General features: G+C 72.7%; 12 protein-coding genes and 1 pseudogene. All 13 read right to left on the reverse strand.

The features are described 5' to 3' along the window. Positions 1 to 556: pseudogene (locus tag CCN56_RS44480) on the reverse strand (hypothetical protein); the annotation flags it as partial. Positions 557 to 663: 107 nt separating this feature from the next. Continuing rightward, the gene (locus tag CCN56_RS12930) at positions 664 to 1764 is read right to left on the reverse strand and encodes a polyprenyl synthetase family protein (RefSeq protein ID WP_179199826.1); all 1101 of its coding nucleotides are present in this window, start codon (positions 1762 to 1764) and stop codon (positions 664 to 666) included. Continuing rightward, positions 1761 to 3275 (reverse strand): hydroxysqualene dehydroxylase HpnE, encoded by a 1515-nt coding sequence (gene hpnE / locus CCN56_RS12935; RefSeq protein WP_373412851.1) that lies wholly within the window; start codon positions 3273 to 3275, stop codon positions 1761 to 1763. Before hpnE ends, CCN56_RS12930 begins: the two co-directional genes overlap by 4 nt. 97 nt (positions 3276 to 3372) lie before the next feature. Then, the gene (hpnD, locus tag CCN56_RS12940; RefSeq protein WP_086826586.1) at positions 3373 to 4323 is read right to left on the reverse strand and encodes a presqualene diphosphate synthase HpnD; all 951 of its coding nucleotides are present in this window, start codon (positions 4321 to 4323) and stop codon (positions 3373 to 3375) included. Then, complete coding sequence (gene hpnC, locus CCN56_RS12945) at positions 4320 to 5231, reverse strand: squalene synthase HpnC (RefSeq protein WP_086826588.1); 912 nt, start codon at positions 5229 to 5231, stop codon at positions 4320 to 4322. Before hpnC ends, hpnD begins: the two co-directional genes overlap by 4 nt. A gap of 302 nt (positions 5232 to 5533) precedes the next feature. Next, positions 5534 to 6181, reverse strand: a complete 648-nt coding sequence (locus CCN56_RS12950; RefSeq protein WP_086826590.1) for a TetR/AcrR family transcriptional regulator — start codon at positions 6179 to 6181, stop codon at positions 5534 to 5536. A 117-nt stretch (positions 6182 to 6298) separates the two neighbouring features. Then, positions 6299 to 7084 (reverse strand): ABC transporter ATP-binding protein, encoded by a 786-nt coding sequence (locus CCN56_RS12955; RefSeq protein ID WP_086826592.1) that lies wholly within the window; start codon positions 7082 to 7084, stop codon positions 6299 to 6301. Next, a complete protein-coding gene (locus tag CCN56_RS12960; RefSeq protein ID WP_041132160.1) occupies positions 7077 to 8009 on the reverse strand; it encodes an ABC transporter permease in 933 nt (310 codons plus the stop codon). The genes CCN56_RS12955 and CCN56_RS12960 overlap by 8 nt, the downstream gene beginning before the upstream one ends. 49 nt (positions 8010 to 8058) lie before the next feature. Continuing rightward, a complete protein-coding gene (locus CCN56_RS12965) occupies positions 8059 to 8904 on the reverse strand; it encodes a glycosyltransferase family 2 protein (RefSeq protein ID WP_179199827.1) in 846 nt (281 codons plus the stop codon). Positions 8905 to 8951: 47 nt separating this feature from the next. Next, positions 8952 to 9764 (reverse strand): CDP-alcohol phosphatidyltransferase family protein, encoded by an 813-nt coding sequence (locus CCN56_RS12970; RefSeq protein WP_086826596.1) that lies wholly within the window; start codon positions 9762 to 9764, stop codon positions 8952 to 8954. Continuing rightward, positions 9742 to 10803: an iron-containing alcohol dehydrogenase family protein gene (locus CCN56_RS12975; protein WP_086826598.1), complete on the reverse strand. Its 1062-nt coding sequence runs from the start codon at positions 10801 to 10803 to the stop codon at positions 9742 to 9744. The genes CCN56_RS12970 and CCN56_RS12975 overlap by 23 nt, the downstream gene beginning before the upstream one ends. After that, positions 10791 to 11543 (reverse strand): sugar phosphate nucleotidyltransferase, encoded by a 753-nt coding sequence (locus tag CCN56_RS12980; RefSeq protein WP_086826600.1) that lies wholly within the window; start codon positions 11541 to 11543, stop codon positions 10791 to 10793. Before CCN56_RS12980 ends, CCN56_RS12975 begins: the two co-directional genes overlap by 13 nt. Next, positions 11540 to 12986: DUF5941 domain-containing protein (locus CCN56_RS12985; protein ID WP_086826602.1), on the reverse strand; the 1447-nt coding region annotated here is incomplete at its 5' end. The genes CCN56_RS12980 and CCN56_RS12985, both read right to left, overlap by 4 nt.

Raw genomic sequence — 12986 nt, forward strand, 5'->3', positions numbered from 1 at the left:
CTACGCCGGACCCGGCGAGCCGCAGGGCCACATAGGCCTCGACGGTGGCGGAGAGCTCGCCGGGTCCGGCGTAGAAGGTGGCCCAGGCGCCGTCCTCGCGCTGCTCGCGACGGATGTGGAGGGCGGCCGCGTGGGTGGTGTCGGCGTCGAGGATGCCCAGGAACTGGCGGAGGAGAAGGTCCTCGGCGTCCATGGTGACGTTGGTCTCCAGGTCGCCCTTCCACCAGCCGGCCGGGTCCTGCCGGGCGAGCAGGTGCTCGACGGCCCGTTCGGCGGCCCGCGCGGCGGCGCCGTCGAGGCCGAGGGCGCCGGACGCGGTGGTCCCGTCGAGGCCGAGGGCGCCGGACGCGGTGGTCCCGTCGAGGGCCGGTCCGGCGGACGCACCGGTCCCGTCGAGGGCCGGTCCGGCGGGCGCACCGGTCCCGTCCGGCCCGGACGCGCCGGGCGCACCCGTCCCGTCGGGTCCCGACGCCGTGGCGTCGCTGTCGTTCGTCTTGTTGGCCGCGGCTGCCCGGGGGCCCACGGCCCCGGCGCTTCCGTCGGTCGTCGCTGTCATGGCTTCCCCTTTGCGCAGTCGGTTCCTTCTGCTTCTGCGGGTCTGCCGTCGGCCGGCGCCGGATGGCACCGGCCGGCGACTGCGAACTCATATCAGGGTGATGGTGATCATCTCTTCCGTACGACGACGAAGTCGGCCAGTGCGGCGAACTGGTCCCGCACCCGGGCGGGCATGTCCACCTCGTTGAGGGCCGCGATCGCGACGGCGTGCTGGCGGCGGGCCTCCTGGGAGGTCCACTCGCGGCCCCCGGCCTCCTCGATGAGGGCCGCGCGGGTGGCGAACTCCTCCTCGGAGAAGGTGTCGAAGTCGGTGGACTTGGCGTCCGCGGCGAGGAGTTCGCCGAGCCGCTCGGAGGCCGGGCCGCCCGCGGCGAGGGCGGCGACGACCGGGAGGGACTTCTTGCGCTGGCGCAGGTCGCTCCAGGTCTGCTTGCCGGTGGCCTCCGGGTCGCCCCAGATGCCGAGCAGGTCGTCGACGGCCTGGAAGGCGAGGCCCAGGTGGTAGCCGTACTCCTCCAGCTTGTCGGCGGTCCGGTCGTCGCAGCCCGCGAGGACGGCGCCGATGGAGGCGGCGCAGGCGAGCAGGGCGCCGGTCTTGTTGCCCTCCATCTCCAGGCACTCCTCGACGGTGACCCGCTCGCGGTGCTCGTAGGAGATGTCCTGCGCCTGCCCGTCGATGAGCTTGCGGTTGGCGGTGGTGAGACGGCGGGTGGCGCGGCCGGCCTCGACGGTGCCGAGTTCCAGCAGCATCTCGTTGGCGAGGGCGGAGAGCGCGTCGCCGACCAGGATGGCCTGGGCGGGGCCGTGCACCTTCCACACCGTGTCGCGGTGGCGGCGCTGCTCGTCGCCGTCCATCAGGTCGTCGTGCAGCAGCGAGAAGTTGTGCACGAGCTCCACGGCGACGGCGCCGGGGACCCCGACCTCGGGCGCGGCGCCCGCGGCCTCGGCCGACATCAGGGCGAGGGCCGGTCGTACGGCCTTGCCGCTGTCGGCGTCCGTCGGGTTGCCGTGGGCGTCGATCCAGCCGAAGTGGTAGGCGGCCACGGTGTCCATGGGCGGCGCGAGGCGGTCGACGGCCGCCCGCAGTACGGGGGTGGACAGGGTCCGCCCCCGCTCCAGCAGTGCGGACACGTCCGCGGTGTCGACGGCCGGATTTCCCGGCGGCACTGTCGGCACGGTCTCTCCTCTTGTTCCGGTACTCACACTCATACCGCCTCCTGCAGCGGATGGTCATGGCGGCGGCCGAGGGCGGAGAGCGCGGCGCCCGCGGCGCTGAATCCGCTGCGGACGGCACCCTCCATGGTCGCGGGCCAGCCGGTGGCGGTCCAGGCCCCGGCCAGGTAAAGACCCGGGGCCCGGGTGCGGGCGCCGGGCCGGAGCCGGCCGACGCCCGGGGCGGGGGCGAACGTGGCCGTCCGCTCCCTGGTGACGAAGAAGTCGCGGACCCCGGCGCCGCGGGCGGCGGGCAGCAGCCGCTCCAGCTCGGGGAGGTACTTGGCGCGCAGGGCGGCGACGGGTTCGTCGATCTCGTCCTGGGCGGCGGACTGCGAGACGGCGAGGTACTGGCCGCCGCCGGTGAGTCCGGAGGAGTCGGTGCGGTCGAAGACCCACTGCACCGGGGAGCCGAGCGCGGTGAAGAACGGCCGCTTCAGCACCTTGCGGTCGTAGACGACGTGCAGGTTGAGGATGGGCGCGGTGGCGATGTCGAGGAGCCGGTCGGGGTCGTCGAGGGCGCCTTCGGGCAGCAGGCCGTGGGTCTCGTGCTGCGGGACGGCGAGGACGACGGCGTCGGCCTCGATCCGCTCCCCCGGTACGTCGACGGCCCAACGCCCCTCGTCGGTACGGGAGATCCGCTCGGCCTTGGTGCGGAGCAGGGTGCGGACGCCGAGGGCGTCGAGCTCCTTCGCGGCCCGGGTGTCGTGGAGTTCGCCGAGCGGGACGTGGGCCCAGCCGATGTCGGCGGCGCCGGGCTCGGAGAGGAGTCCGGTCTTGAAGACCATCGCGGCGAGCCCCATGGAGGCCTGCGGGGCGGGGGCGTTGAGGGTGGGGATGCCGACGAGGTCCCAGAGGGCCTCGACGGTCCGTGGGGACTGTCCGTGCCGGCCGAGCCAGGTGGCGAAGTCGATGCCGTCGAGCGCCGGGTCGGCGGGGTCGAGCTTCTTCAGGGCGAGCGCGGCCCGGCCGACGGAGGCGCGCTCGGCGAGGGAGAGGTGCGGGTAGCCGGCGAGGCTGCGCGCGAGGTGCAGCGGCACGGGGAGGTTGTCGCGGCGGATCCGGCCGAGCCGGGGGCCGCGGGGGTGCGCGACGTCGAGGACGGGGACGTCGAGTCGGTCCTGGAGGGGCGCGAGGCGGGCGCCGTCGACCCGGTCGAGGAACCAGCGGTAGGCGGTGCAGCAGCGCAGGTAGACGTGCTGGCCGTTGTCGACGGTCAGGTCCCCGCGCCGGAAGGAGAAGGCGAGGCCGCCGAGCCGGGGCCGGCCTTCGAGCAGGGTGACGCGGACGCCGCTCTCGGCGAGCCGGAGCGCGGCGGTGATCCCGGCGAGCCCGCCGCCGACGACGACGGCGGAGTGCTGCCGACCGCCGCCGGTGTCGGTGCCGGCGTCCGCGGCCCGACCGGCACGGGAGACCGGCGCAGTGCCCGGGTCGGTGCCTGCGGCCCGGTCGGCGCCCTCGCCGGGTGTGCCCGGTCGGGTGTTCCGCTCGGTTCCTTCGGGGTTCACGCGGCCTCCGTTCGGGTCGTCGCGGTCGGATTCGGGTGCACCTCGAGCAGGGACGCCGGGACGGCGCCGGAGGTTGCCCGGGAGGGGGACGGGCTCATCAGGCACGCCCCCTGGCGGTGCGTCGGGCGATGTGGCGGGTGTCGAGGCCGGAGAGGCCGCGCACCGCGACGTACGCCTTCTCGCGGCCCGGCAGCGAGACGCGGCCGCGCAGGACGGCCCCGGGGTCGCGCTCGATCCGGTCGAGGAGGCGCCGGTAGATGCCGGCCATGGCGGCGACGCAGGCGCCGCTGCGCCGGTCGAGCATGGGCAGGAGCCGGTAGCCCTCGGCGAACAGGGCGCGGGCGCGCCGCACTTCGAAGTGGACGAGCCCGGCGAAGTCGGCGCCGGGGGCCGGGGCGCCGCCGCCGAAGCCGTCTCCGCAGCCGAACTTGGCGAGGTCGTCGGCGGGCAGGTAGGTGCGCCCGTTCCCGGCGTCCTCGCGCACGTCCCTGAGGATGTTGGTGAGTTGGAGCGCGAGGCCCAGGGTGTCGGCGTACTCGGGGGCCCGGTCGGCGCCCTGGGCGCCGGGCTGGGTGCCGAAGACGCCGAGGGAGAGCCGGCCGATCGCGCCGGCGACGCAGCGGCAGTAGACCTTGAGGTCGTCCCAGGTCTCGTAGGTCGCGCCGCGCACGTCCATGAGGACGCCGTCGATGAGCTCGTCGAGGCCGTCGAGCGGGATCGGGAAGCGGCGGGCCGAGTCGGCGAGGGCGACGGCGACGGGGTCGGTGTCGTCCTCCTCGACGAGGCCCTTGCGGATGCGGTCGAGGATGTCCCGGGTGGCTTCGAGCCGTTCCCGCTTGTCCTCGGGCGCGAGCGTGCCGTCGCCGATGTCGTCGACGCGCCGCGAGAAGGCGTACAGCGCGGACATCGCCTGCCGCTTCTCGGACGGGAGCAGCCGGATCCCGTAGGCGAAGTTGCGGGCCTGCTGTCCGGTGACCGCCTCGCAGTAGCTGTAGGCGGCCTGAACCGGTGCGGACGGCTGGTGCTGTGCCTCCACGGTCGCGCTCACCCCTCTCTCCGCGCCCGGAGCAGTACCGCTCCCGCCTGGCGCATCAGGCTCGGCTTGGTGGACTTGGGCGGCCCGGCCAGCACGTCGTATCCGGCGTCGGTGACGGCGTCGAGCGCGGCGAGTCCCCCGGCGGTGAAGCCGGCGAGGAGGAGGCGGAGCCGTCCGTGGACGCTGCCGACGAGCGGGGCGCCCGTGTGCAGGAGGGTGCGGGCCCGCTCGGCCTCGAAGGCGATCAGGGCCCGCACGGAGGCGCCGGCGGTGGGCGCGGCGAGGTCGTGCTCGGTGACGCGGAAGCGCTCCAGGTCCTCGGCCGGCAGGTAGACCCGGTCGCGGGCGAGGTCCTCGGCGACGTCCTGGAGGTGCTCGACGATCTGGAGGGCGGTGCAGATCTCGTCGGAGCGCCGGATCCGCTCGGGGGTGTCGGTGCCGGTGATCGCGAGGACGAGCCGGCCGACGGGGTTGGCGGAGAGCTCGCAGTACGCGAGGAGGTCCTCGTACGTCTCGTAGCGGCGGACCAGCTGGTCCTGCCGGTTGGCGGCGATCAGGCCGAGGAAGGGCTCCGGGGCGAGCCCGCACCGGCGGACGGTCGGCTGGAGGGCGCGCAGGAGCGGGTGGTGCGGGGTGGAGTCGAAGACCCGGCGGAGGTCGGCCTCCAGGGCGTCGAGGAGCACGAGCCGGTCGTCCGCGGCCGCGGGGTCGACGCCGAGGTGGCGGGCGTCGGCGTCGCCGGGGGCGAGGTCGCCGTCGCCGATGTCGTCGACGAGCCGGGCGAAGCCGTAGACGGCCATGAGGTCGTCGCGCCAGGCGCGGGGCAGGAAGAAGGGGGCCACGGGGAAGTTCTCGTCCGCGGCCTTGCCGAGTGTGGCACGCGAGGCGGCGTCGGTGCGCGCCTGCCGGGTCTCCGTCACTGGGCGCTTCCTGACGGAGGGACGGCGACACCCTCGTGGAGCTGGAGATTCTGCGTCATGGCCGTCACGACTCCCGTTCTACACTGCCGATCCAATCCATCCTATTTCGGACACGCCGCCGACCCCTGCCCGTGGGGCCGCCGCGCGGAAGCCCGAGGGCCGCGGGGTATCGCCCTACTTGCCGCGAAACAGACCGGTCCAGCTTACGTTGTACGACGACCTTCGCCATTCCGGGGTGGCAGCCGTCGCGATCCCCGTCCGTACGAGGCGTCAACCTTCCCGCACCACAAGGGAGTTCGGACTCAGTCGACGCCCGCGCCGGAGAGCACCATGGCGAGGGTCGCCTCGACGACGACGCTCCTGCCCTGCGGGGAGAGGCGGCGAAGGGGACCGTCGACCAGGAGGAGTGACAGTCCGTGCACGGCCGACCACGCGGCGGCGCCGGTGGCGGGGCGGCCGCCCGGCCGCGCGGTGCCGAGCGTCGCGAGTGCTTCGAGCGCCTCCCTGAGCAGGGTGAACGCGCGGATCTCGGGTTCGCCGGACGGCCGCTCCGGCGCGGGCTCGCCGACCGCGTGGGGGCGGGGCACGCAGAACGCGGCCCGGTAGAGGCCGGGCTGCTCCACGGCGAAGCCGACGTACCCCCGGCAGAGGGCGGTGACCCGACGCTCGGCCGCGAGGACGGGGTCGTCGGCGCCGGGCTCGCGGGCGGCGGCGCGCTCCATGGCGGCGGCGAGTTCCCGCCGGGCGTGGGCCCGGACGGTGCGGAGGAGTTCGCCGCGCCCGTCGAAGTGCCGGTAGGCGGCGGTGGGTGAGACGCCGACCCTGCGGGCGGCCTCGCGCAGGACGACCCGCTCGGGTCCTCCTTCGGTGGCGAGGTCGACGGCCGCGCAGACCAGCGCGTTGCGCAGATCGCCGTGGTGGTAGGTCTTTCCCGCCGAGGTCGCTGCCATGGGCTCATCCTGCCCGAAGTTAACCGCATGAACATTCCAGGTGGGGCTCGCGACGCGCGGAAACCGGAAGAGCCCCCACCGGATGAATCCGGCAGGGGCTCCCCAGGGGCGCGAACCTCAGCGCGCGGTCTCGCGCTCGTAGGCCTTGAGGACCTCGTCCGTGGGGCCGTCCATCAGGAGCTGCCCCTTCTCCAGCCAGAGCACCCGGTCGCAGGTGTCCCGGATGGACTTGTTGCTGTGGCTCACCAGGAAGACCGTGCCGGCCTCCTTGCGGAGCTCGCGGATGCGCTCCTCGGAGCGGATCTGGAACTTGCGGTCACCGGTCGCCAGCGCCTCGTCGATGAGGAGGACGTCGTGGTTCTTGGCCGCCGCGATGGCGAAGCGGAGCCGGGCGCCCATGCCGGAGGAGTACGTCCGCATGGGCAGGCTGATGAAGTCGCCCTTCTCGTTGATGCCGGAGAAGTCGACGATGTCCTCGTAGCGGGAGCGCACCTCCTCGCGGCTCATGCCCATGGCGAGGCCGCCCAGGATCACGTTGCGCTCGCCGGTGAGGTCGTTCATGAGGGCCGCGTTGACGCCCAGGAGCGAGGGCTGCCCGTCGGTGTAGACCTTGCCGCTCTCGGTGGGGAGCAGGCCGGCGATGGCGCGGAGCAGCGTGGACTTGCCGGAGCCGTTGGTGCCGATGAGGCCGATGGCCTCGCCCCGGTAGGCGGTGAAGGTGACGCCGCGGACGGCGTGGACCTTGCGGACGCCCCGGCTGACCTCGGCCTTGCCCCGGCCGACGATCCGGCTGAGCGCCGCCGTGGCGCTGCCCTTGCCGCCGCCACCGGTGTTGACCCGGTAGACGATGTGGACGTCGTCGCAGATGACGGTGGGGACGCGGTCCCGATTCGTGTCAGCCACGCCCGTACCTCTCCTCGGCCTTCCAGAAGTAGACGAAACCGCCGATGCCGAAGACCAGCGCCCAGATCCCGGCGGTCATCCAGACGTGGTCCGGCAGGTTGTGCGCGCTGTAGCCGTGGATCATGGCGTAGCGCATCAGGTCCATGTACACGGCCGCCGGGTTGTACATGAGGATGTCGGAGATCCAGGCCGGCTTGTCGGCGAGCATGGTCTGGATCGAGAACATCACGCCGGACGCGTACATCCAGGTCCGCATGATGAAGGGCATCAGCTGCGCGAGGTCGGGCGTCTTGGCGCCCATCCTGGCCACGATGAGCGCGAGCCCCGTGTTGAACACGAACTGCAGGAACAGCGCCGGGATCACCAGCAGCCACCGGAGGGAGGGGTAGCTGCCGAAGAAGAGCGCGATCGCCACCAGCACGATCATCGAGTACAGCAGCTGCTGGAGCTGCTGGAGCGAGAAGGAGATCGGGAGGGTGGCGCGGGGGAAGTGCAGGGCCCGGACGAGTCCGAGGTTGCCCGAGATCGCCCGGACGCCCGCCATGACCGAGCTCTGGGTGAAGGTGAACACGAAGATGCCGGTGACGAGGAACGGGATGTAGACGTCCTTGCTCATCCCCTGCCCGGCGCCCAGGATCAGCCCGAAGATCAGGTAGTAGACCAGGGCGTTGAGCAGCGGGGTCGCCACCTGCCAGACCTGGCCCAGCTTGGCCTGGCTGTACTGGGCGGCCAGCTTCGCGGAGGAGAAGGCCAGGATGAAGTGGCGCCGGCTCCACAGGTCGCGGACGTACTCGAACAGACCGGGCCGGGCGCCGCTGACGGCCAGGCCGTACTTCGCGGCGAGGGCGGCCGGCTCCAGGCCCTCGTCGACGGAGGACGGAGGCGCGCTCGTCGCGACCGCCCCGCCCAGGTGTGTGTCACTCACAGTCGAAACTTTCGTGTTCAAGATGTGCGGCACGTGGAGTACCACGATGTCAGACGACCGGGGGGCGACCCAGCCGGGTCAGGCGCCACACCGTACGCCACCTCATGGGGCGGCGCGGTCCGCAGGGGGTCGTCCAGCCCGCGCGGAATCCGCCGACCCACGCCTTCAGCGCGGAGGGCGAGGGCCGCCGGGCCAGGGTGAGCAGGAGCCAGACGCCGAGGTAGACCGGCACCAGGGGCGCGGGCAGGTTGCGACGTGCCAGCCACACTCGGTTGCGGGCCACGTTGAAGTGGTACGAGGCGTGCCGGGAGGGGGCCGTGGTGGGGTGCAGCAGCACCATGTCGGAACGGTAGTCGATCATCCAGTCGGCGTCGAGCGCGCGCCAGGCGAGGTCGGTCTCCTCGTGCGCGTAGAAGAACTCGTCCGGCAGACCGCCGACTTCGGCGAAGACCTTGGTGCGGACGGCGTTGGCGCCGCCGAGGAAGGTGGTGACCCGCGAGGAGCGCATCGGGTCGGCCGAGCGGAGCCTCGGCACGTGCCGGCGCTGGGTGATCCCGGTCTCCGGGTCGGCGATCCGGAAGCTGATGATGCCGAGGCGCGGGTCGGCGGTGAAGGCCTGCCGGACCAGCTCGGCGGTGTCCGTGTGGGCGAGCAGCCCGTCGTCGTCGAGGAAGAGCAGGACGTCGACGTCGGTGCCGCCGGGGCCGAAGGCCTCGATGCCGACGTTCCGGCCGCCGGGGATGCCGAGGTTCTCGGGCAGGTCGACGGTCCGTACCCAGTCGGGCACCCCGGTGACCGGGGTGCCCTGACCGACGACGACGACCTCGATCGGGTCGCCCTCCTGCTTCGCGACCGAGTCGATCAGCGCGCGCAGGTCGTCGGGGCGGTTGCCCATCGTGATGACGACGGCACCCACCCTGAGCGGCGTACTCACGGCCGGCCTCACTTCAGCCTGCTGGAGACCATGATCGACACCAGGTGCAGCACGGTCTGGAGCAGCGCGATGCCGGCGAGGACGGCGACGCCGAGCCGGGAGAAGAAGAGGTCCCCCCGGACCTGGTCCGCGATCGCCAGGACCACGATGAGCAGCGAGGCCTCGATGCCGAGGACGAGCCGGTGGAACTTGAGCGCGGCGGCGGCCCGGCGGGCCAGCGCCATGCCGGAGGAGCGCGGCTCGGACGCCGCCTCCTTGACCGGCGGCAGACCGCCCTGGTGGCGGGCGACGCCGACGAGGTCGGTCTCGGCCTTGATCAGGATGGCGCCGAGCGCTGCGAGCGTGCCCAGGAAGGCCCAGAGCCAGTCGATCCGGCCCGTGCCCCACAGGTCGGCGGCGCGCAGGCCGAAGCCGACGAGGACGGCCGCGTCGCACAGATAGGCGCCGACCCGGTCCAGGTACACCCCGCCGAGCGAGAACTGCTTCTTCCAGCGGGCCACCTCGCCGTCGACGCAGTCGAGCAGCAGGTAGAGCTGGACCATGAGCGCGCCGAGCAGCGCCCCCGGGATCCCGGGCACGAGCAGGGCCGGTGCGGCGAGGACGCCCGCGAGCGTCATGACGTACGTGAGCTGGTTCGGCGTGACCTTGGTGCCGACGAGCTGCCGGGTGATCCTGAGCGAGATCTCCCGCATGTACAGGCGGCCGCCCCAGTGCTCACCGCTGCGCCGGTCCTTCACACCCGGCGGGTGGACGACCGGGCGGAGCTCCGCCACCGAGGGCTTCCGCGCGGGACGGACCTCAGCTACCGATGGATTTGGCATAGTCGGCGTACGCGTCCCTGATCTCGTCGTCGGACAGGTCGAGGTGTTCGAGGATGGTGAAGCGGCCCGGCCGGGTCTGCGGGGCGAAGGACACCGCCTGGACGAACTCGTCCACGGTGAAGCCCATCTCCTCCGGCAGCACGGGCAGCCCGTGCCGGCGCAGGGTCTCGACCATCTGCGCTGACCCGTCGTGGGCGCCGCGCAGGTGCATGGCGAAGGCCGCGCCGAGACCGCACTGCTCGCCGTGGCTGGCGGCGCGGGTCGGGAAGAGCAGGTCGAAGGCGTGGCTGATCTCGTGGCAGGCGCCCGAGGAGGGGCGGCTGTCCCCGCTGATCGACATGGCGATGCCGGACATCACCAGGCCCTCGGAGAGGCTGACGAGGAAGTCGTCGTCGCCGACTCCGCCGGGGTGGCGGAGCACCGCTTCGCCGGCGCTGCGGGCCATGGCGGCCGCGAGGCCGTCGATGGGCTCGCCGGTCTCGCGGTGCGAGAGCTCCCAGTCCGCGATGGCGGAGAGGTTGGAGATCGCGTCGCCGATGCCGGAGCGGACGTAGCGGATCGGCGCGTCCCTGATCACGTCGAGGTCGATGACCAGCGCGATCGGGGTGGGCACGCCGTAGGAGCCGCGGCCGTTGTCGTTGTCGAGCGTGGAGATCGGCGAGCAGATCCCGTCGTGCGACAGGTTGGTGGCGATGGCCACCAGCGGCAGCCCGACCCGGGCCGCCGCGTACTTCGTCACGTCGATGATCTTGCCGCCGCCGAGGGCGACCACGGCGTCGTACCGCTTGCCGCGCATGGCGTCGGCGAGCTTCACGGCCTCGTCGATCGTGCCGCCCGAGACCGGGTACCAGTCGGCATCCGGCAGCTCGGGGGCGAAGTGGTCACGCAGCTTGAGGCCCGAGCCGCCGCTGATGGCGACAGCGATCTTGCCGTTGCTGGAGATCCGCTGGTCCGCGAGGAGCGCGGACAGGTCGTCCAGCGCTCCCCGGCGGATGTCGACGACGACCGGCGAGGGGATCAGCCGAGTCAGTACTGGCACGCGATCTCACGGCCCTTCGCGAGGTCGTCGTGGTTGTCGATCTCGACCCACTTGACGTCGCCGATGGGGGCCACGTCGACGGTGAAGCCGCGGTTGACGAGCTCCTGGTAGCCGTCCTCGTAGTAGAGGTCGGGGTCGCGCTCGAAGGTCGCCTTGAGGGCGTCGGCGAGCTCCTCGGCGGCCTCGGCCTCGATGAGCGTGACGCCGATGTACTCGCCGGTGGCGGTGGCCGGGTCCATGAGCTTGGTGATGCGCTGGACGCCCTTTTCCGGGTCGACGATGACCTTCATCTCCTCGTCGGCGAGGTTCTTCACCGTGTCGAGGGCGAGGATGATCTTCTGGCCCTTGCCGCGGGCGGCGAGCAGGGTCTTCTCGACGGAGACCGGGTGGACGGTGTCGCCGTTGGCGAGGATCACACCGCGCTTGAGGACCTCACGGGCGCACCACAGGGAGTAGGCGTTGTTCCACTCCTCGGCCTTGTCGTTGTCGACGAGGGTGATCTTCAGGCCGTACTTGGCCTCGAGGGCGTCCTTGCGGGCGTAGACGGCCTCCTTGCGGTAGCCGACGACGATGGCGACCTCGGTGAGGCCGATCTCGGCGAAGTTCTTGAGGGTGCCGTCGAGGATGGTCAGCTCGTTCTCGGTGCCCTCGCCGGACACGGGCACGAGGGCCTTCGGAAGCGTCTCGGTGTAAGGGCGCAGACGCCGTCCGGCACCGGCTGCCAGTACGAGGCCGATCATGCTGTTTCTCCTTCGTCGTGAACGGCGGGTGCTCCGGCGGAGACCCAGAAGCGGATGGACTCCACGAGCACCACGAGGGCGACGGCGACCGCGAGCGCGGTCAGTGCCAGGGTGAAGTCGTCGCCGCGGTCCGCCAGGAGGGCGGCGAGGACGGTCACCAGGAGCGTGCGCCCCTCGTGTCCGCCGGTGACGCGCACCAGCCAGGCGGGCGGCGCGCCGGTGCCGCCGCGGATGCGGTACACCGTGTCGTAGTGATGGTAGGCGACGGCCGCGACCAGCCCGAATGCGGCCGGGAGGGCCTGGGGGGCGTCCGACTTCGCCGCGAGGACGAGTACGGTGCCGTACTCGGCGGCGCGGAAGAGCGGGGGCAGCAGCCAGTCGAGGGAACCCTTGAGCGGCTGGGAGACGGCGAGTCCGGACAGGAGCACGTAGGCGACGGCGCCGCCCACCGCGGTCCAGGGGTCGCCCTGGACAAGGGCCGAGCCGAGCACGGCGACCGCGCCGAAGGCCGCCAGCAGCGGCGTGCTCGCGTAGTGGCGGGCGTCACGGGACCGGAGCCGCGCGACGGTCTCGGCGATCGGTCCCGAGTCCGTGAGGTCCGCCAGCGCCCGCGCCGCCCGGTCCGTCCGCTTGGCCTTGCGGGTCAGGGAGCGCAGGACGCGGCCCGCCGTGGTGTAGCAGGCGCCGAAGGCGCAGCCGATGATCAGGGCCCAGAAGACGATCCGGGGGCTGGTGGCGGCGGTGAGGACGGCGATCATCGCCCAGCGCTCGCCGATCGGCAGGATGATCATGCGGCGGGCCCAGACCGTCCAGCCGACGCCGTCCAGCCTGCTGGAGAGCGCGGCGGTCGGGCTGGTGTTGGCGGTGGCGTCGTGGTTGGCCTCGTTGAACGAGAAGTCCACGACGTGCCGGCAGGTCATGAGGACCATCGCGCCGAGCGCGAGGGCCCACACGTCGTCCCCGTTGCGGGCGGCGCCGAGGGCGAGGCCCGCGTAGAAGGCGTACTCCTTGGCCCGGTCGAAGGTGGCGTCGAGCCAGGCGCCCATCGTCGAGTACTTGAGCGCGTAGCGGGCGAGCTGCCCGTCCGTGCAGTCGAGGACGAAGGAGACCAGGAGGAGGACGCCGGCGGCGACGTACCCGCCGCGCTCGCCGGTGGCCGCGCAGCCGGCCGCGATCAGCGCGGTGAGCAGCGAGGCGGTGGTGACCTGGTTGGGGGTGAGTCCGCGGCGCGCGCACCAGCGGGCGATGTAGCGCGAGTACGGGCTGATGAAGAAGGTGGTGAAGAAGCCGTCGTGCGCCTTGACGGCCGAGCGCAGGCGTACGGCCTCGTCGTCGACGGCGGCGACGGCGGCGCGGGCCGTGTCGCGGGCCTCGGCGTCGGTGGGCACGGTGGCGACGAGGGTGCCGAGCTGGGGCCGGTGCACGGCGACGCCGTCGGCGTCG

The sequence above is a fragment of the Streptomyces sp. NRRL B-24572 genome (assembly GCF_002156145.1).
Lineage (GTDB): Bacteria > Actinomycetota > Actinomycetes > Streptomycetales > Streptomycetaceae > Streptomyces > Streptomyces vietnamensis.